At 62.7% G+C, this 21,520-nt stretch carries 24 protein-coding genes, 1 tRNA gene and 1 pseudogene; 6 read left to right on the top strand and 20 right to left on the bottom strand.

What is annotated here, in order from left to right:
- Position 1: 1 nt before the first annotated feature.
- Genes maiA through PJE01S_RS05350 form a run of 12 tightly spaced genes read right to left on the bottom strand, consistent with a single transcriptional unit; the run spans position 2 to position 10,219 of the window.
- Positions 2-652, bottom strand: coding sequence for a maleylacetoacetate isomerase (gene maiA, locus PJE01S_RS05405; protein ID WP_068832140.1), 651 nt, complete (start codon positions 650-652; stop codon positions 2-4).
- Positions 653-1,366 (bottom strand): ABC transporter ATP-binding protein, encoded by a 714-nt coding sequence (locus tag PJE01S_RS05400; RefSeq protein ID WP_068832139.1) that lies wholly within the window; start codon positions 1,364-1,366, stop codon positions 653-655.
- Positions 1,363-2,124, bottom strand: a complete 762-nt coding sequence (locus PJE01S_RS05395) for an ABC transporter ATP-binding protein (protein ID WP_068832138.1) — start codon at positions 2,122-2,124, stop codon at positions 1,363-1,365. Before PJE01S_RS05395 ends, PJE01S_RS05400 begins: the two co-directional genes overlap by 4 nt.
- The gene (locus PJE01S_RS05390; RefSeq protein WP_068832285.1) at positions 2,124-3,152 is read right to left on the bottom strand and encodes a branched-chain amino acid ABC transporter permease; all 1,029 of its coding nucleotides are present in this window, start codon (positions 3,150-3,152) and stop codon (positions 2,124-2,126) included. Before PJE01S_RS05390 ends, PJE01S_RS05395 begins: the two co-directional genes overlap by 1 nt.
- Before the next feature lie 5 nt (positions 3,153-3,157).
- Positions 3,158-4,075 carry a branched-chain amino acid ABC transporter permease gene (locus tag PJE01S_RS05385; RefSeq protein WP_068832137.1) on the bottom strand — a complete coding sequence of 306 codons (918 nt, stop codon included), beginning with the start codon at positions 4,073-4,075 and terminating at the stop codon, positions 3,158-3,160.
- A 4-nt stretch (positions 4,076-4,079) separates the two neighbouring features.
- Positions 4,080-5,270, bottom strand: a complete 1,191-nt coding sequence (locus PJE01S_RS05380; protein ID WP_157090238.1) for an ABC transporter substrate-binding protein — start codon at positions 5,268-5,270, stop codon at positions 4,080-4,082.
- 52 nt (positions 5,271-5,322) lie between these two features.
- Positions 5,323-5,643, bottom strand: a complete 321-nt coding sequence (locus tag PJE01S_RS05375; protein ID WP_068832135.1) for a non-heme iron oxygenase ferredoxin subunit — start codon at positions 5,641-5,643, stop codon at positions 5,323-5,325.
- 3 nt (positions 5,644-5,646) lie between these two features.
- Positions 5,647-6,135 carry an aromatic-ring-hydroxylating dioxygenase subunit beta gene (locus tag PJE01S_RS05370; RefSeq protein WP_174548518.1) on the bottom strand — a complete coding sequence of 163 codons (489 nt, stop codon included), beginning with the start codon at positions 6,133-6,135 and terminating at the stop codon, positions 5,647-5,649.
- Position 6,136: 1 nt separating this feature from the next.
- A complete protein-coding gene (locus PJE01S_RS05365) occupies positions 6,137-7,396 on the bottom strand; it encodes an aromatic ring-hydroxylating dioxygenase subunit alpha (RefSeq protein ID WP_068832134.1) in 1,260 nt (419 codons plus the stop codon).
- Positions 7,397-7,438: 42 nt separating this feature from the next.
- Positions 7,439-8,134: a fumarylacetoacetate hydrolase family protein gene (locus tag PJE01S_RS05360; protein ID WP_068832133.1), complete on the bottom strand. Its 696-nt coding sequence runs from the start codon at positions 8,132-8,134 to the stop codon at positions 7,439-7,441.
- A gap of 32 nt (positions 8,135-8,166) precedes the next feature.
- Positions 8,167-9,213: a gentisate 1,2-dioxygenase gene (gtdA, locus tag PJE01S_RS05355; RefSeq protein WP_068832132.1), complete on the bottom strand. Its 1,047-nt coding sequence runs from the start codon at positions 9,211-9,213 to the stop codon at positions 8,167-8,169.
- A 22-nt stretch (positions 9,214-9,235) separates the two neighbouring features.
- Positions 9,236-10,219, bottom strand: a complete 984-nt coding sequence (locus PJE01S_RS05350; protein WP_068832131.1) for a 2Fe-2S iron-sulfur cluster-binding protein — start codon at positions 10,217-10,219, stop codon at positions 9,236-9,238.
- A 118-nt stretch (positions 10,220-10,337) separates the two neighbouring features.
- Here PJE01S_RS05350 and PJE01S_RS05345 point away from each other — a divergent pair, with 118 nt between their 5' ends.
- Positions 10,338-11,243: a LysR family transcriptional regulator gene (locus PJE01S_RS05345; protein WP_068832130.1), complete on the top strand. Its 906-nt coding sequence runs from the start codon at positions 10,338-10,340 to the stop codon at positions 11,241-11,243.
- Positions 11,244-11,665: 422 nt separating this feature from the next.
- Here PJE01S_RS05345 and PJE01S_RS05340 read toward each other — a convergent pair whose 3' ends face one another.
- The gene (locus PJE01S_RS05340) at positions 11,666-11,890 is read right to left on the bottom strand and encodes a hypothetical protein (protein ID WP_068832129.1); all 225 of its coding nucleotides are present in this window, start codon (positions 11,888-11,890) and stop codon (positions 11,666-11,668) included.
- A 157-nt stretch (positions 11,891-12,047) separates the two neighbouring features.
- Here PJE01S_RS05340 and PJE01S_RS25720 point away from each other — a divergent pair, with 157 nt between their 5' ends.
- From PJE01S_RS25720 to PJE01S_RS25030, 3 genes and pseudogenes are all read left to right on the top strand, one after another.
- Entirely contained in the window at positions 12,048-12,323 is a 276-nt protein-coding gene (locus tag PJE01S_RS25720; protein ID WP_245660624.1) for a hypothetical protein, read from the top strand.
- Positions 12,324-12,408: 85 nt separating this feature from the next.
- Positions 12,409-12,549, top strand: a pseudogene (locus tag PJE01S_RS26130) (DUF4113 domain-containing protein); the annotation flags it as partial.
- Positions 12,550-12,585: 36 nt separating this feature from the next.
- Positions 12,586-12,831 (top strand): hypothetical protein, encoded by a 246-nt coding sequence (locus tag PJE01S_RS25030; protein WP_157090247.1) that lies wholly within the window; start codon positions 12,586-12,588, stop codon positions 12,829-12,831.
- 36 nt (positions 12,832-12,867) lie between these two features.
- Here PJE01S_RS25030 and PJE01S_RS05325 read toward each other — a convergent pair whose 3' ends face one another.
- Positions 12,868-13,098 carry a hypothetical protein gene (locus PJE01S_RS05325; RefSeq protein WP_068832126.1) on the bottom strand — a complete coding sequence of 77 codons (231 nt, stop codon included), beginning with the start codon at positions 13,096-13,098 and terminating at the stop codon, positions 12,868-12,870.
- Positions 13,099-13,211: 113 nt separating this feature from the next.
- On the opposite strand from PJE01S_RS05325, the gene PJE01S_RS05320 reads away from it, so the two are divergent.
- Both PJE01S_RS05320 and PJE01S_RS05315 read left to right on the top strand, forming a co-directional pair.
- Positions 13,212-13,412: a hypothetical protein gene (locus tag PJE01S_RS05320; protein ID WP_068832125.1), complete on the top strand. Its 201-nt coding sequence runs from the start codon at positions 13,212-13,214 to the stop codon at positions 13,410-13,412.
- A gap of 406 nt (positions 13,413-13,818) precedes the next feature.
- Positions 13,819-16,647: an AMP-binding protein gene (locus tag PJE01S_RS05315; protein WP_068832124.1), complete on the top strand. Its 2,829-nt coding sequence runs from the start codon at positions 13,819-13,821 to the stop codon at positions 16,645-16,647.
- Between the two features lie 141 nt (positions 16,648-16,788).
- Here the strand turns inward: PJE01S_RS05315 and PJE01S_RS24350 are convergent, their stop codons facing one another.
- The 6 genes from PJE01S_RS24350 to PJE01S_RS05290 form a co-directional block, all read right to left on the bottom strand.
- Entirely contained in the window at positions 16,789-17,022 is a 234-nt protein-coding gene (locus tag PJE01S_RS24350) for an Arm DNA-binding domain-containing protein (RefSeq protein WP_084389374.1), read from the bottom strand.
- Between the two features lie 162 nt (positions 17,023-17,184).
- A tRNA-Ser gene (locus PJE01S_RS05310) sits at positions 17,185-17,277 on the bottom strand.
- Between the two features lie 33 nt (positions 17,278-17,310).
- The gene (locus PJE01S_RS05305; RefSeq protein WP_068832123.1) at positions 17,311-18,579 is read right to left on the bottom strand and encodes an aspartate kinase; all 1,269 of its coding nucleotides are present in this window, start codon (positions 18,577-18,579) and stop codon (positions 17,311-17,313) included.
- Between the two features lie 137 nt (positions 18,580-18,716).
- The gene (gene tilS / locus PJE01S_RS05300) at positions 18,717-19,715 is read right to left on the bottom strand and encodes a tRNA lysidine(34) synthetase TilS (protein ID WP_068832122.1); all 999 of its coding nucleotides are present in this window, start codon (positions 19,713-19,715) and stop codon (positions 18,717-18,719) included.
- The gene (locus tag PJE01S_RS05295) at positions 19,684-20,490 is read right to left on the bottom strand and encodes a phytanoyl-CoA dioxygenase family protein (RefSeq protein WP_068832121.1); all 807 of its coding nucleotides are present in this window, start codon (positions 20,488-20,490) and stop codon (positions 19,684-19,686) included. The genes tilS and PJE01S_RS05295 overlap by 32 nt, the downstream gene beginning before the upstream one ends.
- 33 nt (positions 20,491-20,523) lie before the next feature.
- Positions 20,524-21,504: an acetyl-CoA carboxylase carboxyltransferase subunit alpha gene (locus tag PJE01S_RS05290; protein WP_068832120.1), complete on the bottom strand. Its 981-nt coding sequence runs from the start codon at positions 21,502-21,504 to the stop codon at positions 20,524-20,526.
- Between the last annotated feature and the right edge of the window lie 16 nt (positions 21,505-21,520).

Here is a 21,520-nt window from a genome sequence, read left to right as displayed (position 1 = left end):
CTCATTCCGCATCCGGCTGCCGCGATGGCTGTGCGGCCGCAAAGGCCGGCAGCCCCTGGCAGGCACTGAAGATGGCCATCACCGTCGGGCAGCCCGATAAGTCGACATTGAAGCGCTGCGCGCTGAAGACCTGGGGCACCAGGCAGCAGTCGGCCATCGTCGGCGTATCGCCGAGGCAGAAGTCGCCGACGCTGCCGCGCTGCTTCAATTGCGCCTCGACCGCCTCGAGACCGAGGGTGATCCAGTGCGCGATCCACTCGCTTTTTTTCTCTTCCGACACACCCATCGGCCCGGTCAGGTATTTCAGCACGCGCAGGTTGTTGATGGGATGGATGTCGCAGGCAATGCCCAGTGAAAGCTGGCGAACAAAGGCGCGGTCGACCGGTGACGAGGGCAGCAACCGAACCTGCGGATAGACCTCGTCGAGGTACTCGATGATGGCCAGCGACTGGCTGATCTGCACGCCCTCCTCGCTCAGCACCGGCACCAGCGCCTGCGGGTTGATCGCCCTGAAAGCCTCGCCGAACTGTTCTCCGCCGTTGCGGTTCAGGTGGATGAAGACGTGATCGGCCTCGAGCCCCTTGAGATTCATCGCAATGCGCACGCGGTAGGCCGCCGAGCTGCGAAAGTAGGTGTGAAGGATGCGGTCCATTCAGACTCCGAGATACTGATGCACGATTTCCGGCTGGCCGCGCAGGTCGTTGGAGGTGCCTTGCCAGACCACGCAGCCTTTTTCAATGACGAAGTGCCGGTCGGCCAGGCCCATCAGCGCCTTCACATTCTTGTCGATCACGATTTGCGACAGGCCGTCCTGCTTCAGCTCGGCCAGCGCGCGCCAGATCTCATTGCGGATGACCGGCGCCAGGCCCTCGGTCGCCTCGTCCAGCACCAGCAACCGAGGGTTGGTCATCAGCGCGCGGCCGATGGCGAGCATCTGCTGCTCACCACCCGACAGCTGCGAGCCGAGGTTGCCGCGGCGTTCTTTCAGGCGCGGAAAGAAGACATAAACGCGATCCAGGTCCCAGGCCTTGCCGCGGCTCCTTTTGTCGTCGCGCGCGGTGGCGACCAGGTTTTCCTCGACGGTCAGGTTGGGGAACACCTGCCGGCCCTCCGGCACCAGCGCCAAGCCCTTTCGCGCGATGCGGTGCGACGGCAAATGGTCGACGCGCTCGCCGCCCACGGACACGCTGCCCGACGAGACAGGCAGCATGCCGAACAGGCATTTGACCGTGGTTGAGCGGCCCATGCCGTTGCGGCCAAGCAGCGTGACGACTTCGCCCGCGCCGACCTCGAATGAAATGTCGAACAGCGCCTGTGCATGGCCATAAGACGCCTGCAGACTTTTGACCGATAAAAACGCACTCATGCTTCGGCTCCGGTTTCTTCTTCGCCAAGGTAAACCGCCCGCACTTCCGGGTGGTTGCGGATTTCATCTGGCGTGCCGGTGAACAGGATCTTTCCGTAGACCAGCACGCTGATGCGGTCGGCCAGCGCAAACACCGCGTCCATGTCATGCTCGACCAGCAGGATGGTGTACTGGCGCTTCAGACGCTGGAGCAGCGCGATGACGGCGGCGGACTCCTGCACGCTCATGCCGGCCATGGGCTCATCGAGCAGCAGGAATTTCGGGCCTGCGGCCAGGCTCATCGCGAGTTCAAGCTGACGGCGCTCCCCGTAGCCCAGGTCACCCGCCGCGACGCTGAGGCGGTGCGTCAGGCCGGTCGCTTCGAGCGCTTCTTCCGCAAACCTGCGCGCTTCCTGGCCGGCCAGCATGGGCGCCCAGAACCTGAACGCATGCTGGCGCGAGCCGAGCGCCGCGAAGGTCGCGTTTTCCAGCACGCTGAAGTCTTCGAAGATCGACGTGATCTGGTAGGAACGCAGCAGGCCGCGCTTGGCGCGTTCGTGGATAGTCAGTGCGGACACGTCCGCGCCATCGAACCAGACACTGCCGCTGTTGGGCGCGAGCTCGCCCGAGAGCTGGTTGATCAGCGTGGTCTTGCCGGCGCCGTTGGGGCCGATGATGGCGTGCAGTTCACCCTCGCCGATGTCGAGCGAGACCGCGTCGGTGACAAGCAGCGCGCCGTAGCGTTTGGTGAGCGAGTCGGTGCGAAGTACGCTGACCATCACACGGCTCCCTTCACGGTGTTGGCAGTGCCTGCCGCTGCGGCAGGCGCGGTGGTGGCCGCGGGTTGCGTGGCGGGCTTGCGGCGCGGATCAAAGCGCTGCAGCAGGCCGACGATGCCGCTCTTGCCCAGCAGCGCGACGATGACGATAAGCGGGCCGAAAATGACCATCCAGTGGTCTGTCCAGGTTTTCAGGACTTCTTCCAGGCCGAGGAAAACAATGGCACCGAGCAAGGGACCGAACACGCTGCCGAGGCCGCCGATCACGACGATGACGATCAACTCGCCGGACACCGCCCACGACAGCGTGCTGGGGGACGCAAAGGCATTGAGGTTGGCCAGCAGCAGGCCGGCCACGCCGCACAACATGCCCGACATCACATAGGCCAGCAATTGATAGCGCAACACCGGGATGCCGGCGGCATTGACGCGGCGCGCGTTCTGCTTCGCGCCGCGGATCACCATGCCGAAAGGGGCCACGCGCAGCTTCGCAAGCCACCAGATCGACAGCACCAGCACGATGAAGGCGGCGACGTACACGCTGGTCGCGGACGACAGGTCCACCGGGCCGAAGCGGCTGTTTTTTGCGATGGACATCCCGTCGTCGCCGCCGTAGTTCTTCAGGCTGACGAACAGGAAGTAGCCCATCTGTGCAAAGGCCAGCGTGATCATGATGAAGGCGATGCCGGTGGTGCGAAGGCTGATCGCGCCCGTCACCAGCGCAACAAAACCGCAGACGCCCAGGCACAAAGCCAGGTGTGCCCAACCGCTTCCGACTTCGTGGAAAGACGCGAGGCCGACCACATAGGCACCAAGGCCAAGGAACAGCGAATGGCCGAAACTCACCATCCCGCCGTAGCCGAGCGCGATGTTGAGCGCGCAGGCGGCAATCGCGTAGATGATGATGCGCGCAAAGAATGCGACATAAAACTGCTGGCCGGTGGCCTGTGCCACGAAGGGGACGGCTGCGAGCAGCAACAGGATCAGCAACGGAACCCAGGTGCTGGGGCGGGAAAAAATTGAAGTCATCCCCATCACCTGTTCGCGGGAAAAAGACCTTGGGGACGCCAGGCCAGCACCACCGCCATCAGCAGGTAGACCAGCATGGACGCCAGCGCCGGGCCGGCCGCATCAGCGAACGAGCGCTCGGTGACCTGGCGCAGCATGAAAGGCAGGAACACGCGGCCCATGGTGTCGACAATGCCGACGATGAGGGCAGCATAAAACGCGCCGGTGACCGAGCCGATCCCACCGATCACGATCACGACCAGCGTGGTGATGAGTACCGACTCGCCCATGCCCGACTGCACGGAGAGAATGGGGCCGGCCATCGCACCCGCGAGCCCGGCAAGCATCGCGCCGACCGCGAACAGCATCGCATTGAGCAGGCGAATGTTGACGCCGAGCGCGGCGACCATCGCGGGATTCACCGCGCCGGCACGGATCAGCATGCCGACACGCGTCTTGTTGATCAGCAGCCAGGAGCCGATGGCGACCAGCAGGCCGACCACGATGATCGCAAAGCGGTAAGCCGGGTAAGTGAACCCTGCGATGTCAATGGCGCCGCCGAGGAATTCAGGCACCTGCAGAAACACCGGTTGCGAGCCCCAGACGATGCGTACCAACTCGTTGAAGAACAGCACCAGGCCGAAGGTGGCCAGCACATGGTCAAGGTGGTCGCGCCGGTAGAGGCGCGCCACCGCGATGAACTCGAGCGCCAGGCCCAGCAACAGCGAGCCGCCCATGGCCGCCAGCACGGCCAGCCCGAAAGAGCCGGTGAACTGGAAGGCACTGGCCGCGAAGTACGCGCCCATCATGTAGAGCGAGCCGTGCGCCAGGTTGACGAAGCTCATGATGCCAAAAACCAGCGTCAGGCCGGCGGCCAGCAAAAACAGCAGTACGCCGTACTGCAGGCCGTTAAGCAGCTGCGCGAAAACAATCGTGCCGTTCATGGCGTCACTTCAGTGCGCATTGCGCGCGGTAGACGTCGCTGTGCTTGGCGAGCGGCGTGCCAACCAGTTTTCCGACGACGCTGCCGCCGCTTTTGACGGTTTCGAACGCGTAGTAGTTCTGCACCGGCAGGTTGTTGTTGTTGAACGCGAACGGGCCGCGCACCGACTTGACCTCGCTGCCGGCGGCCTTGACAGCCGCGGCGAGCGCCCTCGAATCACCGGGCTTGGCCTTGCCCAGCGCGATGTTCAGGATGTTGGCCGCGTCGTAGGCGGTGGCCGCGTACTCGCTGGGCGTGCGCTTGAATTTTCGTTCGAAGTCGGCGACGAACTTCTTGTTCTCGGGCGTGTCGAGGGCCGCATCCCACATCGCCCCGCTCACGCTGCCCACGGCGGCATCGCGCAGGCCAGGCAAGGTCGTGCCATCAACAGTGAAAACCGAATACAGCGGCACCTTGGCCATCAGGCCGGCCTGCGCCATCTGCTTGATGAAGTTGACACCCATGCCGCCGGGGTAGAACACGAACACCGCGTCGGGCTTGGCCGACTGCAGCTGCGCCAGCTCGGCGGAATAATCGGGCTGGTTAACCTGCGTGTAGACCTCGTCAATGATCTGCCCCTTGAAATAGCGCTTGAAGCCGGTCAGCATGTCCTTGCCGGCCTGGTAGTTGGGCGCCATCAAATAGACCTTCTTCAGGCCTTTGTCCTGCGCGAATTTGCCCATGGCTTCAGCAGCGCCGTCGTTCTGCCAGGCGGTTGAAAACACATTGGCCTTGCAGCCCGCGCCGGCCAGTGGCGACGGTCCGGCGTTGGTGGCGATGGCCACGGTGCCCGACTCGACGATGCGCGGCAGGCTGGCCATCAGCACATTGGAAAAGCTCAGGCCGACGATGGCATCGACCTTGTCCTTGTCGATGAACTTGCGCGTGATCTGGCCGCCGATCTCAGGCTTGAGCTGGTCGTCTTCCTTCAGCACCGTGGCGGGCTGGCCGCCGAGCTTGCCGCCCAGCTGCTCGACCGCCAGCATGAAGCCGTCGACCTGGTCCTGGCCCACGATGGCCTGCGGACCCGACAACGGCGCCATGAGGCCGATGGTGGCGGCAGCGGCGAACTGGCCGGCGCCGGCAAGTGCAAGCCCGGCCATTGCGATCAGTGTGCTGCGACGGAAGGCCGTCGTTGTCGTTGGTGTTGTCTTCATATTGTGTTGTCTCCTGTTGATAGCGTGAGGGAAGGATGGGACGGCAGCGAGTTCAGTCAGACATCTGCACAAATACGCGCCCGTCTTCGATGCGCACGGGGTAGCTGCGAACGTCCTCCGTGACCGGTGCGCAGGTGCCGCGGCCATTGCGCACGTCAAACTTGCCCTGGTGCAGTGGGCATTCAATTTCATAGCCGTCAAGGAAGCCGTCGCACAGACGTGCATGACCGTGGGTACAGGTGTTGTCGGTGGCGAAAATACTGCCTTCCACCTTGTAGAGGGCGATGTCGCGGCCACCGACCTGTAGCCCGATCACGTCGTCTTCGGGCACGCTGTCTTCTTCGGTGGCATCAATCCAGTTGGAATTGCTCATGGTTTAAATCGGGTAGATGATGGAATTCGGGATCATTTCGCTGTCGTACACGCAGTGGCGCGACGAAAACTTCAGGCCTTCGGGCGTGCGCTCGATCACGTCGATGTAGCGGCCAACATTGAAGACCGTCGACTCCTGCGACAACTTGGTGCGGAAAACGGCGTAGTTGGCTTCTGACTCGAAGCGGTTGTTATCGGCCTTGTGAATCAGCGGCGCGCCGACGACGTGACGCTGGTAGTAGGGATCATGGAACAGCGTCTCGCGGATGCCATACACGCGGTCTTTCAGCATGCCCTTGCTTTCAAAAAACAAGGTTGCCAGCGGAAAACCACGTTCATGGTTCTCACGCGGAATCAGTTTGTAGATGCAGTCTTCGGTGAAGAACTCGGGCCACAAATCCCAATCACCGGAGTCGACCGCCCGGGCGTAATCGGCATACAACTGCGAGACCTGCAGGTAGTCTTCGAAATTGATATTGACGGATGAACTCATGTCAGGCCTCCATCACTTCGCGCCAGTACTGGTACATGCCGCGTATCAGTGTTTCAGTGACCATGTGGTCGGTATCCTCGGCGGTGCGCCCGCCGAGTTCGGCCAGCGTGCGGTGATAGGGCTTTTGCTCAAAGCCCTGTTGCGAGAACTCGATCACCTCGCCGTCGTCAGCCGACACAAAACCGGCCGGCCCGAACAGGTTGGCCTGGCGCAGGCGGCGCTGCGTCATCTCCTCGGCGTCGTCCTCAAAGCCGAAGTGCGTCCACACAAAATCAAACGAGCCGTGGCCGTCGGGCTGAATATGGCGCGTCGAGACGCTGTTAACCTGCTGCTGCAGGATGACGCTGGGGAACAGCGTCATCATCACCGCGGTCGGGCCGCCCCACCAGGGCTCTGGCACGATGTCAAGAAAGCGCGGGTCGTTGAGTTCCATGCTTTCCTTGAAGCTGGACACCTGCGTGACCTGGTCGGCCTTGCCCGACTGGCCGCGTGTGGAGATCATGGCGGCGTGGCGATGGCGCGCGTCCATCTTCAGTTCGCTCTTGTTGTCGGCGCGCCAGAGGCCGAAAGTGACGAACCAGGTGTGCAGGAGGCCTGGGTGGTAGGGGTCCTTGATGTTCTCCTGCATCAGCTTCCAGTTGCCCGGAATGCGCTGGCGGTTATAGCCAAGGATCTTGAGCTTGCGGCCGTCGAACAGGCGGTCGAAATAACCGAGGATGACCGGGCCGAGGAAGTCCTCGAACGACTCGATCTCATGGTCAAAGCTGGCGAACACGACACCGCCGCGCGTCGCGACCTTGAGCTTGTTGAGGCCGTTGTCGGCGGTCTGGAAGTCGGAGGGCATGCCGCCGTTGATCTTGCCGTCCTGCTTGACGCCGCGGCGGAAAGGCACGCCCTGCAGGTCACCCTTGAGCGTGTAGCTCCACTGGTGGTAAGGGCAGACAAATTCCTTCTTGTTGCCATGGCGCTCGCGGCAGAACTGCATGCCGCGGTGGGCGCAGACGTTCTCGACCACGCTGACGCCGCCGTCGGCATCACGCACCATGATCACCGAACGCTCGCCAACCACCGTGCGCTTGAAATCGCCGGTGTTGGGTATCTCGGCTTCAAGGCCGACGTAGTTCCAGTGCTTGGTGTAGAAAAAGCGTTCGAGCTCTTTCTTGTGCTGGTCCGGGTCGGTGTAGGCCATGAACGGAATCCGGCTGGTGCCTTCGGATTCCCAGTGGACCTTGACGGGAAAGGTTCCGGTGGATGTGCTCATCGCTGCTTCCTTGGGTTGCCTGTGTTCGCTCGTCTGATGGGCTCAGGCCTGCACGGTGACCGTGATGCCGGCCAGGCCCGCGATGGCGCCCTGCATCACATCGCCGGCGACCACGGCGTTCACGCCTTCGGGCGTGCCGGTCATGATGATGTCGCCGGGCTCCAGCGTTTCGTATTCGGACAGGTAGGCGATGCACTCAGACACCGACCAGATCAGCTTGGCCACGTCGGACGACTGGCGCGCGCTGCCGTTGACGGTGACGCTGATGGCGCCCTCGCCCACATGGCCGCAGTCGGCCACGCGCGAGACTGCACCGATGGGCGCCGACAGCGAAAACGACTTGCCGAATTCCCAGGGCCGGCCCTTGTCGCGGGCGTCGAGTTGCAGATCGCGGCGCGTCATGTCCAGCCCGGTGGCATAGCCGTACACATGCGACAGCGCATCGCTTTCAGGAATGTCGCGGCCGCCCTTGGCGATGGCGACGACGAGTTCAATCTCATGGTGGAAGTTGCTGGTCTTGGGCGGGTAGGGAATGCTGACCGGCGACGAGGCATCGACCGCGGCATTGGCGGGCTTCATGAAGAAGAACGGCGGGTCACGGTCAGGGTCCTTGCCCATCTCGCGTGCATGCGCGGCGTAGTTGCGGCCCACGCAAAAAATGCGGTTGACGGGAAAGCGTTCGCTGATGCCAGCCACGGCCAGCGTGGGAATGGTTGCGGGGGCTATGGCGTATTGCATGTCGTTGTTTCCTGTAGCGAAGGTGAAATTGTTCAAATGCGGTGCTCGCGCCACAGGCCGAGGGCCTGCTGCACGGGGCGGTCTGAATAGCTGAAGAGCACGGTCTCCGGGCCGGCGCGGAACTGGTGGCTGTGCCATGAAGGCACGACCATCACATCGTTTTCATCGAGGCGCAGGGTCTTGCCTTCGACGGTTGCCTCGGCCCCACCGCTGAGGCAGACATACACCGTGCCGTCGGTGCAGCGGTAGGGCCGCGTCTCGAAGCCCGCTGGGATCAGCTGCGAGAACGCCGCCATCGTCGGCATGGGAGAGCGGCCGGTGGCCGGGTTGATGTAGCGCTGTTTGTGGCCGAAGTGCGGGTCTGGCGCGCTGTTGGCGATGGCTTTCAGCGATGCCAGCGTGCGATCCCACGGGTAAACAAACACCTTGGTCGGCTCGGCCGGCTGCTGGTGGAAATCAACCGGCACCATGTTGGAGCCGTAGCGGGCCAGCGCGTCGCCCTCGGGCCGCGCGACCGCCTGGTATTCGCTGTCGCTTTTCTCGGCAAAGCCGGCATCGAGGAAACGCACGATGGGGATGTCCAGGCCGTCAAGCCACACCACCGGCCGGTCGCCCAGGTTGCCGTGGTCGTGCCAAGTCCAGGCCGGCGTGATGATGAAGTCGCCGCGGCGCATGGTGGTGCGTTCGCCATCGACCGCGGTGTAGGCGCCCTCGCCGTCCAGCACCAGGCGCAATGCGGATTGCGTATGGCGATGGGCGGGTGCGACTTCGCCCGGCATGATGAGCTGCAGGCCCGCGTACAGCGACTGGGTGATGCAGGACTGGCCGCGCAGCGCGGGGTTTTCAAGAATCAGCACGCGGCGTTCGGCCTCGGCCGCGCTGATCAGCGTGCCGGCTTCCATCACGCGGTCGCGCACGTCGGCGTATTTCCACACATGGGAAATCGCGGGCGACTTGGGCTTGTGCGGCACCAGCGCGCCCAGCACCTCCCACAGCGGCGTCATGCTGTCCACGCCGATGCGGTCGTAATACGCCTTGCGGCTCAGCTGGGATTCGAGGTCGAGGTTCCTGGCGTTCATGGTGGGCTCCTGTGAGGTCCGGTTAGGTTCCGCTGGCATAAAAAGCATCGGCGTAGATTTGTTCGGGCAGCACGCCCATTTGCCTGACCAGCAAGGTGGTGGCTTCGACCATGGGCGGCGCGCCGCAAAGATAGGCGCGAAAGCCTTGCAGGCTGGTCCAGTCCTGCGCAATGGCTTCGGTGACGAGGCCGGTGCGGCACTCGGGTGCCTTACCCGACGCGACCACCACGTGCACATGCAGCTGTGGGTGCCGGCGTTGCAGGTCAATCAGCCATTCGCGGCCATAGATGTCGCGCTCGGAGCGCACGCCAAAATAGAGATGAATGGGGTTTCGCATGCCCTCGGCAATCACGCCGCGGATGATTGACAGGATGGGCGCGAGGCCGGTGCCACCCGCCACGCACAGCATCGGCCCCTCGTGCTTGCGCCGCAGGTAGGCCGAGCCGAGCGGCCCGCTCACACGCACCGCGTCACCGACCTTCAGCGTATTGGCGATGTAGCCGGTGACGCGGCCATCGGCGACCAGGCGCACATGAAATTCCAGTTCACCATCGGCGCAAAGGCCCGCCATCGAATAGGGGCGGACGTGGTCGGGCGTGAACTGCAATTGCGCATACTGGCCGGGGGAGAACTCGATCGGCTTGGCGGGCTTCAGGCGAATGCGCTTGATGTCGTGGGTCTGGTCTTCGACAGCGACAACGGTGGTCTTGATGATTTTGGCCGTGTGCACGACCACTTCGTCGGGCTCGGGGATTTCGACGGTACAGGGTTCGGTCAGAAAGGTCTGGCAAGCCAGCACGTACTGGTCTTCGGCCACCAGTGGCCGCTGCGCTTCGCGGCCGGACTCCAGCACATGGCCCTCGACAACCTTGCAGCGGCAGGTGCCGCAACGCCCGGCCAGGCAGCTGTAGGAGACCGGCACATCGTTCTCACGCAGGGCCTCCAGCAGGTTGACGCCAGCCGCCACGTTGAGAGTGCGCTGCACAGGCCGTACCAGTATTTCCATGTTGCTATGTCAGTCTTGTCTCGTAGGGAGACACGATGATCGGCGCCCGATGAAAATCAGTCAATACAATGACATTAATGTTAAATATCACCAAAATCAATAATCGTCTGGAGCATTGATGGAACTCAAGGACATGGACCTCAACCTGCTGGTGATCTTCAATCAACTGCTGGCAGAGCGAAAAGTATCCAAAGTGGCCGAAAATCTGGGACTCGGACAACCCGCGGTCAGCAACGCGTTGGCCCGTTTGCGCAAGCTGTTTGGCGACGAGCTGTTCCTGCGCACGTCCAGCGGCATGCAGCCCACTCCTTTCGCTGATCAACTTGCCGAGTCCATCGGCTATGCGCTGGGAATGATCCACGGTGCGGTCAACGCCAAGACATCCTTTGACCCGGCAAACAGCAAGCGCAGCTTTTCCATTGGCATGACTGACATCGGTGAGATTTACTTCCTGCCCCTGCTGATGGAAAAAATCCAGAAGGTTGCGCCGTTTGTTTCCATCAGCACTGTGCGCAATACGGCCATCAACCTCAAAGACGCCATGGAGGCCGGCCACATTGACCTGGCTATCGGACTATTGCCGCAGCTCAAAGCGGGTTTCTTTCAGCGCCGGCTGTTCATCCAGCAATACGTCTGCATGTTCAGATCGGGCCATCGCTTGAGCAAGCGAAAAGTCCTTCCGGCAGATTTCTACGCGGCTGATCACCTGGCCATTGTTTCTGCAGGGACCGGCCACGGCAAGGTCGATGAAATACTTGATGACAGCCCGCTGCGACGCAAGGTGAAGTTGACCGTGCCCCATTTTGTGGCCGTGGGACACATTCTCCAGTCAACGGATCTGGTGGCAACCGTGCCCGAACGGCTGGCGGAAAGGATGGCTCAACCCTTTAACCTGAAGTACGTTGCACATCCTGTGAAGCTTCCGCAGATTGCCATCAATCTGTTCTGGCATGCCAAGTATCACAAGGACCCGGCCAATCAATGGTTGAGGGGGCTCATTTTTGACATGCACGCCGACGGCTAGCCAGAGGGGGTTCTGCGGATGGCCAGGAGGCCGTGCCGAAACCGGCGATTTATTTTCTGCCGTGCCACAAGTGAAGTGCCGCGGCGTCAGCTACCCAATCGACAATAAACCCCGTGCAGTCCCGGCCTTCCATCAGCGAAGGAGGGGCACACCAGACGACAAGCCGGCAACCATGACGCGGGAGGCAGGTAGAAGCCAGAAATGAAAAACGGGGCGCAGGGCCCCGTGTATTCATGCTTTTTAGAACGGAGTCGTCACAATATCAGGCTGTAGGGCTCATGAATGCTGGATTGTCTTGTGCATTCAAGTGCTTAACTCCCCCTACGATTCCCTCATTCTGAAAACCATCCAGTACTTGAGATGATACGGGCCCCGGTCTCTTTTCCAGCGATTCGGAAGTGTTGCTATTTCGCTCCAATGTGTCACGCTGCCGGCCGGTTCGGCGCAGCACCCAGCTTTGTAAACTCTTCGTTGGCCACTTCAACGGCATCCCGCGCGCCGTGCGTCGGCCAAAGTTCGCGCCCCCAGTCAATCAAGTGATGAATGTCACCCTCGCCCTTTGAGAGCGAAAGGTACATGCTGGCGAAAACCTCGGCCCAGATGATTTCGGGCGTGTGGCCATGATGGGTGTCTGCGCTGGATTCCATGGCTAAAGTATGACCGAAACGACTACCTAGATACTTTCTACAGTCGAGAATTTGGCGAACTCAACAATAAAGTGTCTGTACGCACCCAATTCTTCAGAAGACGCTCGGCGGCCTGTCTCCTCAATATTATTTTCGTCAATTATTCTTTAGCCTTCTTATGGCTGCTGTCGTTTTCTTTACGTCAACTCAAGGAGGCAAATCAATTCAGTTTGGTATGTCTTTCTTTATTTTCGTCAGCACATTTCTTTATCCATACTCTCGCTTTATCTACGAAAGCATCATGGACTTCCTCATGGGGAAAAATGTATTTTTCGTTAACGCCATCCTAATGTTGGGCGTCAAATTGTTCACCATGATGTTGTGCTGGGGTTTTGCGATATTCGTTGCACCAGTCGGTCTAGCCTACCTCTACTACCATCACAGCAAGACTTGAACATTGCGTAGCTGGCGTGGCGCACGCTGCACGAGAGCGAGCTGGATGTGGAGTCGACAATGCGGGCGAGGACCGCTCACGGCTGATGTCGGTCATGGATGCGCTCAACGGCAGATTCGGCAAGGGCACCGTGCATGTGGCCAGCACAGAGATAGATGACCACAACCGGGTCTGGGGCATGCGCCAGGAGCGGCGAACGCCGCATTACACGACAAGCTGGGATGAGATGCCTGTGGCGCGGACTGATCGTATTGGAGGTCCTATGAACGTTTACAAAATCCCTGCGGCCCTGGCGCCACAGTACAAGGGTGCGGGCCAGGCGCTGGCCGCCATTGCGGGCGACAAGCTGGTTGGGCTGGTGTACCTGGAAGATGCCATTCCCGGCTTTGATGGCGATGCTGCCGAAGCGCTGAATGATGACCGCATCGGCCCAACGGTACGCGAGCTGAGTGCCCTGGGTGAGGTCATCGCCGGCATGTGCTCTGCGTGGGAGTTCGTGGAGCTTTGACGGGCCTACTTGCCCCATCGCCCACGCCCGCCGAGGTCAAGGCCGCACGCCCTGCACTTCATATAGGTTGATAACAACGGATCGGCCATCCAGGGCATCGAACCAAAAGAATGGTGCCGCTGCGTTCTCACCATCCAAATCATCTAGGACGGTTGCAAGACGATCCGAATCATCCTTCCTGACCTTGAAGATCAAATCTTCCTTTTCAGGTTGATCTTTGATCAGGAAGCGCAGGTAGTGCTCCTTGGCTATGGTGCATTGGTGCATTATTACGCCAGCGTAAGTTGAATGCGTGGCAGGTCAGGCGCGAAAAAGCCCGCTCGGGGCGGCCGGGTTGCAGGGAGATTGCACTGCAAGCTGACGCGGCGCACACTGCGAAGATGAATCAAACCCAGTTATTGGCGCTCATGGCTGAATTGGCCCAGGAAGAGCAAGCGTTCGCGCCTGACGACGCGATGGCGTACCTGGCTGAGTATTTGGAGCGGACGCGCCTGGCAATGGATCAGGCTGATTCCGAAGCGCTGCTATACGTCGGAGCGTGCATCTGGAAGTTGCAGAGGTGCGGCCCCGATCAGGCGTAAGAAAGCCCGCGCGGGGCGGCTCGCGTAAAGAGGCCCCGGTGCTCCCCGGTTTTGCCGGCGGCGGCTTGCTGGGGAGCGTGCTGGGCGGCGACGACGAGTACCCGCGCCAAGAGAGTTGCTATATTTTTAATAGCATGTTACACAATCACCACGAGGGCCGAATGCCTATTTTCTTCAGTATCGGGGGGCTGCCGGCCTAGAATGGGACTGACCCGGCCAAGATCGCGGTTCTGGGCCTGCGCTGACTCATGCGCGTGCCAGATCGGCGACATACCTTGCTTCGAAGCCGTCATCCTGTTCTTTCTTGCCGGGGCCGTCGAGATCGGTAAAGGATGGTCTCGCGGATGGAAAGAGCCTTGATGGCGCCTCAACGCGAGGGCCCGCATGCAGCAAGGGTAATCACCCCATGAACGTAGACTCGCCTTCCCGCGCAGTCTCGGACGAGGCTGTGCTGCGGATCGTGCGGGAGGTCTTGACCGAACTCCACCCCGGCCGCAAGGACATGGACCCGGTAACGCTGGACAGCGCGCTCGAGGAAGACCTTGGCCTGGACAGCCTGGCGCGCGTGGAGTTGTTGATGCGCCTGGAGCACGCTTTCGGCGTGCGCCCGCCGGAGCAGCTCCTGAGCACGGCCGAAGCGCCTCGGGACCTGCTGCGCGCGCTGGTCGCCGCACGGGGCCCCCCTCAGGCGCAAGTGCTGCAGGCACGGCGGCTTGCGGTGCCCGAACGCGTCTCGCCAGCGCCGCATGCGGCGGCGACCCTGCAGGAGGCGCTCGATTGGCACGTGCGGGCTCATCCGCAGCGCGAGCACATTGTGATCGACAACGGCGATAGCGACGCACTGACGCGCCTGAGCTACGCCGACTTGCAGCAGGGCGCCGCCGGCATCGCCGCCGGGCTGCTGGATCGCGGCTTTCAGCCGGGTCAGCCGGTGGCGCTGATGCTGCCGACCGGCCGCGAGTACTTCCTCAGCTTCGCCGGCATTCTGCTGGCCGGCGGCATCCCGGTCCCGATCTACCCGCCAGCGCGGGCAGCGCAGATCGAGGAGCACCTGCGGCGTCACATCGGCATCCTCACCAATGCGCTGGCCACGGTGCTGATCACCGTGCCGCAAGCCAAGGTGCTGGCGGCGCTGCTCAAGTCCCAGGTGCCATCGCTGCGCATGGTCTGCACGGTGGAAGAACTGTCCTCGTCCACGGTCGCCCGGGAACGCGTCACAGCCCATGCAGACGATATCGCCTTGCTGCAGTACACCTCGGGCAGCACCAGCAGTCCCAAGGGGGTGGTCCTGACGCACGCCAACCTGCTGGCCAACCTGCGCGCCATGGGGCAGGCCCTGCAAGTTAGTTCCGACGACGTCTTCGTCTCGTGGCTGCCGCTGTACCACGACATGGGGCTGATCGGGGCGTGGCTGGGCAGCCTGTACTACGCGTATCCGCTGGTCGTGATGTCGCCGCTGACCTTTCTCGCGCGACCGGAGCGCTGGCTGTGGGCCGTGCACCGGCACCGCGGCACACTGTCGGGCGGGCCGAACTTCGGCTACGAGCTGTGCCTGCGCAAGCTGGACGAGGCCGCGCTGGACGGGCTCGACCTGTCCAGCTGGCGCTTTGCGTTCAACGGCGCCGAACCGGTCAGCGCGACGACCATGCTGGAGTTTCAGCAGCGCTTCGCCCGCTACGGGCTGCGGCCGCAAGCGCTGGCGCCGGTGTACGGACTCGCGGAGACAGCGCTTGGCCTGACCTTCCCGCCGCCAGGGCGGGGGCTGCTGGTCGACCGCATCGATCGGCAGGCGTTCTCGCACTCGGGCCGCGCGCTGCCCGCGGCGAGCGGCGCGTCTGACGTGCGGCTGGTGGTGGCGTGCGGCCGGCCGCTGCCGGGCCATGAGGTCCGCCTGGTCGACGCAACGGGGCGTGAGGTGGCGGAGCGCCAGGAAGGACGCCTGCTGTTCAAGGGTCCGTCCGCCACCAGCGGCTACTTCCGCAACCCGAAGGAGACGCGCCGCCTGTTCGATGGCGAGTGGCTGGACTCGGGCGACTACGCCTACATGGCGCAAGGCGAGGTCTACATCACCGGGCGGGCGAAGGACGTGATCATTCGGGGCGGCCGTCAGGTCTACCCGTATGACCTCGAAGAGGCCGTCGGCGCGATTCCCTCCATCCGCAAGGGCTGCGTCGCCGTGTTCGGCAGCCCGGACCCCAGGACCCGCACCGAACGGGTCGTCGTCATGGCGGAAACCCGCGGCCTGGCCCCCGAGGCGCAGGCGCAGTTGCGCCGCCAGATCAACAGCGCTGCGGTCGGCGTGCTCGGCGCGCCGCCGGACGACGTGGTCCTGGTGCCGCCGCACACGGTCTTGAAGACCTCCAGCGGCAAGATTCGCCGCGCGGCCAGCCGCGAGTTGTACGAGAACGGCGGCGCTTCGGCCACGCAGCCGGCGCCGTGGCGGCAGATCGCGCGGCTTGCTTGGGCAGCGATCCTGCCACAGCTGCGGCGTGCCGGGCGCGTCGCTGTGGGGTTGGCCTACGCGGTCTATGTCTGGCTGCTGTTCTGGCTACTCGCGCCCCTCACCTGGGCGCTGACCGCCGTGCTGCCCAAGCCGTCCTGGAGCTGGGCGCTGAGCCACCATGCGGCCCGGCTGTTCCTGCGCCTGTCTGGGCTTCCGCTCTCGGTCGAGGGACTCGAGAATCTTCCGCGCGAGGCCACCTGTGTGGTGGTGGCGAACCACACGAGCTATCTGGATGGCATCACGCTGGTCGCCGCACTGCCGCGCCATGTCCGCTTTGTTGCCAAGCTCGAATTGCAGGAACAATTCATCCCAAGGGTCTACTTGCGGGGTCTCGGCGCCCTGTTCGTCGACCGCGGCGACGCGCAGCGAGGGGCGCAGGACGTGGCGCGCGCGACGCACAGCGTTTGCGCCGGCGCAGCCATGCTGTTTTTCCCGGAAGGAACGTTCAGGCGCGTGCCAGGCTTGCTGCCGTTCCACGCGGGCGCGTTCTTCACGGCGGCGCAGGCCGGCGTCCCTGTGGTGCCGGTGACGATCCGCGGCACGCGCTGCGTGCTGCGCGACGGCCAGTGGTTCCCCCGCCGCGCGCCGATCAGCGTGCTGGTCAGTACCCCGGTCCGACCGGATGGCCGCGACTGGTCCGCGTCGATCCGGCTGCGCGACGCCGTGCGCGCGGAGATCCTGAAGCACTGCGCCGAGCCGGATGCCGACGAGCCAAGCCGCCTGCCTGCGTGACCCAAGTGGCCACAGGCCTCGCTCACATGAGCTTGGTGTACGACAGGATTTCCGGGGGTGCAACCAACAGGGGCCCGACAGCGGCGATCGCCGCTCCGACATGGGGCGTGGTCATGTGGGCGCCGGCCTGGCCGTACTCCTTCAATCAGGTGCGGAGAGTGAATCATGGAACTTGTCATCGAAGTTAGCGGCGACCTGCGGATAAGAACCCAGGGCCAGCCGCTTTTCCTTTCCATCAAACCGGTACTTCCAGCGCCAGTGCTTGCCACCAGTCGGCACCACCTCCAGGTACAGCCCACCAGCATCGGTCAGACGCGCGCGAGCCTTGTCAGCGGGGCATTTTGCGTTCTTGCAAGCAGTATCGGTTAGAGGCATTTGGGGGAATATCCAAGGTGGTCAGCGAATTTCGCTGATATGTTCCCCAAAGTTGCCTGGATGTCAAAAGACGGGGTTAGACGAATAGGCACAAAAAAGCCCCGACTAGCGGGGCTTTCAGGGCAGTTTGGAGACTGCATTAGATCAATCGAGATTAATCTTTGGCGGAAACGGAGGGATTCGAACCCTCGATGAGGCTCTACACCCCATACTCCCTTAGCAGGGGAGCACCTTCGGCCACTCGGTCACGTTTCCAATGCAGGGATTATCTCACGACTTTAGGGCTGTTTAGGCAAGCGGCTGATCAAGATCAAAAGCCTTGTGCAAAGCGCGCACGGCCAGTTCCATGTATTTCTCGTCAATCACGACGGAAGTCTTGATTTCGCTGGTGGAAATCATCTGGATATTAATGCCCTCTTCGCTCAGGACACGGAACATCTTGCTGGCCACGCCCACATGGCTGCGCATGCCGATGCCGACGATGCTGACCTTGCAGATCTTCGCGTCGCCCGTGACCTCCGTGGCGCCCAGCGCAGGCAATACCTTGGCCTTGAGCAGGTCCAGGGTCTTGGCGTAGTCGTTGCGGCTCAGGGTAAAGCTGAAGTCGGTCTTGCCGTCCTTGCTGATGTTCTGGATGATCACATCGACTTCGATGTTGGCATCGGCCACGGCGCCCAGGATCTGGTAGGCAATGCCCGGGGTGTCGGGCACGCCGAGTACGGAAATCTTGGCTTCATCGCGGCTGAAAGCGATGCCCGATACGATGGCTTTTTCCATGTTTTCGTCTTCCTCAAAACTGATCAAAGTGCCTGACTTGGCTTCTTCGTTGATGTCGATATCCCAGTCGGTAAAGCTGGACAGCACGCGCAGCGGCACCTTGTACTTGCCGGCAAACTCAACCGAGCGGATCTGCAGCACCTTGGAGCCCAGCGAGGCCATTTCGAGCATCTCTTCAAAGCTCACGGTGTGCAGGCGGCGCGCTTCGGGCACGACGCGCGGATCGGTCGTGTAGACGCCGTCCACATCGGTGTAGATCAGGCACTCGTGGGCCTTCATCGCGGCGGCAATCGCCACCGCCGAGGTGTCCGAGCCGCCACGGCCCAGGGTGGTGACGTTGCCGTCCTCGTCCACGCCCTGGAAGCCGGTGATGATCACGACCTTGCCGGCGTCGAGATCGGCGCGCACCCGCTCGTCGTCAATCGACTCGATGCGCGCCTTGGTGTACGCATTGTTGGTCTTGATGGTGACCTGCCAGCCGGCATAACTCACGGCCTCCATGCCTTCGGCCTGCAGCGCAATGGCCAGCAGTGCACTGGAGGCCTGCTCGCCGGTGGCGGCCAGCGCGTCGAGTTCACGGCCATAGGCCTCGCCGTGCCTGGCGGGTGCCAGCTCTTTGGCCAGGCCCAGCAGGCGGTTGGTTTCGCCACTCATGGCGCTGGGAACGACGACCATCTGGTGACCGGCCCGCGCCCACTTGGCAACGCGTTTGGCCACATTGCGGATGCGCTCGGTCGAGCCCATCGATGTACCGCCGTATTTATGAACGATCAAAGCCATTGCAGGATGTCAATCAAGTGTTTGTTGCGAACTTTGTTGCTGCGGGGGAACCCGCTGTCAAAAGCGTTCCCTGTCGCGTTTTTTGCAGCAGGCCTTCGCCCGCCAGCAAAGTTTTTAATTATACCCAGCCCGGCGAATCAGCTTGCCATGATGCCGGCTGCGGTGTAGTGCAACACAGCTCCTGTGCGCGTCACATGGCCGGTGGCCACCTTGAGGTGAATCCTGTGCCCGCGGGTGGTGCATGCCGCCACCTGCGCCAGCAACTGCTCGAGCTGGGCCGCACTGGGCCTGGCCCCGTACTGCAGCAGCCAGTGACGCAGCACATTGGCCTGGCGCGGCGGCGACAGCGCCTGCAAGGCCTTGATGGCCGGCGGCATGCCGACCAACACCAAATCCTGCTGGGCCACTTCCACCAGCAGCGCCTGGGCCTGGGCAGCGTGCCTGGCACTGCGCGCAAAGGTCTCGCGAAACTGCGGAAAGGATTCCGCCAGCGCGGGCAGCAGGCGCGCCCGGATGCGGTTGCGGGTGAACTGCTCGTCGGTATTGGTCGGGTCTTCCACCCAGGGCACGTGGCGTTCGGCCAGCCAGGCCCGCAGCGGCGCCCCGGGCACGGCCAGCAGCGGGCGGTGGTAGGTGATGCCGCCCCGCTCCCAGCGCGCCGGCATGGCGGCCAGGCCCGGCAGCCCCGCGCCGCGCGACAACGCCAGCAGCATGGTTTCCACCTGGTCATCGGCATGCTGGGCAATTGCTATGTCTTTGATAGCATGCTGCGCCCATTCTTCCCGGACAACAGCCCCAAAAGCCGCATAGCGCGCCTTGCGGGCCGCGTCCTCGGGGCTTTCACCGGAGGCATGGCAGGCGTCCACGCGCTTCACGGCCAAGGGCACGTTCAGCTGCGCACACAGAGCGATGCAGTGCCGCTCGAAGTCGTCGGCCGCTGCCTGCAGGCCGTGATGGATGTGAATGGCCATGACCTGGCCCGGCCACTTCTCGGCACAGGCCACCAGCAAGGCCGTTGAATCGGCGCCGCCGCTGAGGGCCACGGCCAAGGGCAAACCCGGGGAGAAGGAAGCCAGCGCTTCGGACAAGCCTTGTGCGGATCCGCTACGAGCCACGGTGGCCCACCGAGAAATCATTGCGCCCCGTGCGGTCTTCTCCCCGCAGCAGCCACAGCGGCCGCGTGGCAAAGCTGACCGACACGCCGGTCTTGCCGTCGGACGGGCGCAGGCTGCGGTCGAACAGCGAGCTGCCCGGCATGTAGCGCAGTGCCACGCCGGTGCGCCCAATGCCGGAGGTGTTGGCCTCGGCGCCATGGATCATGTAGATGTCGTGCAGGGACATCTGGCCGGGCTCAAGCTCCAGGTCCACCGCGTCGTTCACGTCGAAGCTGCCTTCGGCCATGCGCTGGTTCAGCGTCAGGTCGGTGCGGTCTTCGTGCAGGTGCGGATGTAGCGTTTGGGCGGCGTGCGAGCCGGGGATCACGCGCAGGCAGCCGTTTTCGCGCGTGCTCGGCTCCAGCGCCACCCAGACCGTGCAGTTGGCCAGCGGGCGGATGGGCCAATAGTGGCCGTCCTGGTGCCAGGGCGTTTCAAAGCCCTCACTGGCGGGCTTGCAGAACACGTGGCAGCCCCACAGGATGACGTCGGGGCCTATGACCTGCGCCACCAGGTCGACGATGTCGGGGTTCATGGCCAGGTCGAAAAAATCCCGGCTGCCGCGCACGCCCTCGTCGTTCTGCCCTTCGATATGGGCGCTCACCAGTTTTTCGGGCCGAACGCCCGGGTTGTTGCGGATCAGCGTGTTCAATGCGTCCTGCATGCGCTGGACCCAGGCATCACCGAGCCGGAACTGCGGAATGACATAGCCCTGTTCCCGGTAATGCCGGACTTCCTGATCGGACAAGCTGGCCATGGCCCTTGTTTCCTTCAGCTTGCCGGGGCGCCCTTATTTGCCGGCGTCGGCCTTGGTGTCGGTGAAGCGGCCATAGCTTTGCAGGCGTTCGTAGCGACGGTCCAGCAATTCCTTGACCTTCAGATCGCTGACCTGGCGGAATGCGTCGTTCAATGCCCGCTTCAAAAAGGCCGCCATCTGCTTGTGGTCGCGGTGCGCCCCACCCACCGGTTCGTTGACGATCTTGTCGATCACGCCCAGGGCCTTGAGGCGGTGGGCGGTAATGCCCAGCGCATCGGCAGCTTCCTCTGCCTTGGCCGAGGTTTTCCAGAGAATGGAGGCGCAGCCTTCGGGACTGATGACCGAGTAAATCGAATACTGCAGCATCACCACCTGGTCGGCGACCGAAATCGCCAACGCACCGCCAGAGCCCCCCTCACCAATGATGGTGGTGATGATGGGCACTTCGAGCTGCGCCATTTCGAAAATATTGCGGCCTATGGCTTCCGACTGGCTGCGCTCCTCGGCGTCAATGCCGGGGTAAGCCCCCGGGGTGTCCACGAAGGTGAACACCGGCAACTTGAACTTCTCGGCGGTCTTCATGAGGCGCAAGGCCTTGCGGTAGCCCTCGGGCTTGCTCATGCCGAAATTGCGCAGGCCGCGCTCCCTGGTGTCGCGCCCCTTCTGATGGCCCAGCACCATGCAGGCCATGCCGTTGAAGCGGGCCAGGCCGCCCACAATGCTCAGGTCGTCGGCAAAATGCCGGTCGCCGTGCAGCTCCACGAAATCGGTGAAGATTTCATTGACATAGTCCAGCGTGTAGGGCCGCTCCGCATGGCGGGCGATCTTGGTGATCTGCCAGGGGCTCAGGTCGCTGTAAATGTCTTTGGTGAGCTGCTGGCTCTTTTTGGCCAGCTGGTCGATTTCCTCTGAAATATCGACCGCTGACTCCGTCTGCACGTAACGCAGCTCTTCAATTTTCCCTTCGAGCTCGGCAATCGGCTGCTCGAAATCGAGAAAGGTTTTTTTGGCCATGTGCTGCTCCTCAGGC

Source organism: Polaromonas jejuensis NBRC 106434, from assembly GCF_001598235.1.
GTDB lineage: Bacteria > Pseudomonadota > Gammaproteobacteria > Burkholderiales > Burkholderiaceae_C > Polaromonas > Polaromonas jejuensis.
The sequence above is the reverse complement of the archived record's forward strand: the minus strand, read 5'-3'. Positions and strand labels throughout refer to the sequence as shown.

What these genes read in the sequence shown, in the direction of transcription:
- PJE01S_RS05375 (WP_068832135.1), bottom strand. Translation starts at nt 5,643, where the DNA reads ATGAGCAATTCCAACTGGATTGATGCCACCGAAGAAGACAGCGTGCCC.
- PJE01S_RS05345 (WP_068832130.1), top strand. Translation starts at nt 10,338, where the DNA reads ATGGAACTCAAGGACATGGACCTCAACCTGCTGGTGATCTTCAATCAA.
- tilS (WP_068832122.1), bottom strand. Translation starts at nt 19,715, where the DNA reads ATGATTTCTCGGTGGGCCACCGTGGCTCGTAGCGGATCCGCACAAGGC.
- PJE01S_RS05390 (WP_068832285.1), bottom strand. Translation starts at nt 3,152, where the DNA reads ATGACTTCAATTTTTTCCCGCCCCAGCACCTGGGTTCCGTTGCTGATC.
- PJE01S_RS05400 (WP_068832139.1), bottom strand. Translation starts at nt 1,366, where the DNA reads ATGAGTGCGTTTTTATCGGTCAAAAGTCTGCAGGCGTCTTATGGCCAT.
- PJE01S_RS05325 (WP_068832126.1), bottom strand. Translation starts at nt 13,098, where the DNA reads ATGCACCAATGCACCATAGCCAAGGAGCACTACCTGCGCTTCCTGATC.
- PJE01S_RS05395 (WP_068832138.1), bottom strand. Translation starts at nt 2,124, where the DNA reads ATGGTCAGCGTACTTCGCACCGACTCGCTCACCAAACGCTACGGCGCG.
- PJE01S_RS05350 (WP_068832131.1), bottom strand. Translation starts at nt 10,219, where the DNA reads ATGGAAATACTGGTACGGCCTGTGCAGCGCACTCTCAACGTGGCGGCT.
- PJE01S_RS25030 (WP_157090247.1), top strand. Translation starts at nt 12,586, where the DNA reads ATGAACGTTTACAAAATCCCTGCGGCCCTGGCGCCACAGTACAAGGGT.
- PJE01S_RS24350 (WP_084389374.1), bottom strand. Translation starts at nt 17,022, where the DNA reads ATGCCTCTAACCGATACTGCTTGCAAGAACGCAAAATGCCCCGCTGAC.
- gtdA (WP_068832132.1), bottom strand. Translation starts at nt 9,213, where the DNA reads ATGAACGCCAGGAACCTCGACCTCGAATCCCAGCTGAGCCGCAAGGCG.
- PJE01S_RS05320 (WP_068832125.1), top strand. Translation starts at nt 13,212, where the DNA reads ATGAATCAAACCCAGTTATTGGCGCTCATGGCTGAATTGGCCCAGGAA.
- PJE01S_RS05295 (WP_068832121.1), bottom strand. Translation starts at nt 20,490, where the DNA reads ATGGCCAGCTTGTCCGATCAGGAAGTCCGGCATTACCGGGAACAGGGC.
- PJE01S_RS05365 (WP_068832134.1), bottom strand. Translation starts at nt 7,396, where the DNA reads ATGAGCACATCCACCGGAACCTTTCCCGTCAAGGTCCACTGGGAATCC.
- PJE01S_RS05305 (WP_068832123.1), bottom strand. Translation starts at nt 18,579, where the DNA reads ATGGCTTTGATCGTTCATAAATACGGCGGTACATCGATGGGCTCGACC.
- PJE01S_RS05290 (WP_068832120.1), bottom strand. Translation starts at nt 21,504, where the DNA reads ATGGCCAAAAAAACCTTTCTCGATTTCGAGCAGCCGATTGCCGAGCTC.
- maiA (WP_068832140.1), bottom strand. Translation starts at nt 652, where the DNA reads ATGGACCGCATCCTTCACACCTACTTTCGCAGCTCGGCGGCCTACCGC.
- PJE01S_RS05370 (WP_174548518.1), bottom strand. Translation starts at nt 6,135, where the DNA reads ATGAGTTCATCCGTCAATATCAATTTCGAAGACTACCTGCAGGTCTCG.
- PJE01S_RS05340 (WP_068832129.1), bottom strand. Translation starts at nt 11,890, where the DNA reads ATGGAATCCAGCGCAGACACCCATCATGGCCACACGCCCGAAATCATC.
- PJE01S_RS05360 (WP_068832133.1), bottom strand. Translation starts at nt 8,134, where the DNA reads ATGCAATACGCCATAGCCCCCGCAACCATTCCCACGCTGGCCGTGGCT.
- PJE01S_RS05380 (WP_157090238.1), bottom strand. Translation starts at nt 5,270, where the DNA reads ATGAAGACAACACCAACGACAACGACGGCCTTCCGTCGCAGCACACTG.
- PJE01S_RS05315 (WP_068832124.1), top strand. Translation starts at nt 13,819, where the DNA reads ATGAACGTAGACTCGCCTTCCCGCGCAGTCTCGGACGAGGCTGTGCTG.
- PJE01S_RS25720 (WP_245660624.1), top strand. Translation starts at nt 12,048, where the DNA reads ATGGCTGCTGTCGTTTTCTTTACGTCAACTCAAGGAGGCAAATCAATT.
- PJE01S_RS05385 (WP_068832137.1), bottom strand. Translation starts at nt 4,075, where the DNA reads ATGAACGGCACGATTGTTTTCGCGCAGCTGCTTAACGGCCTGCAGTAC.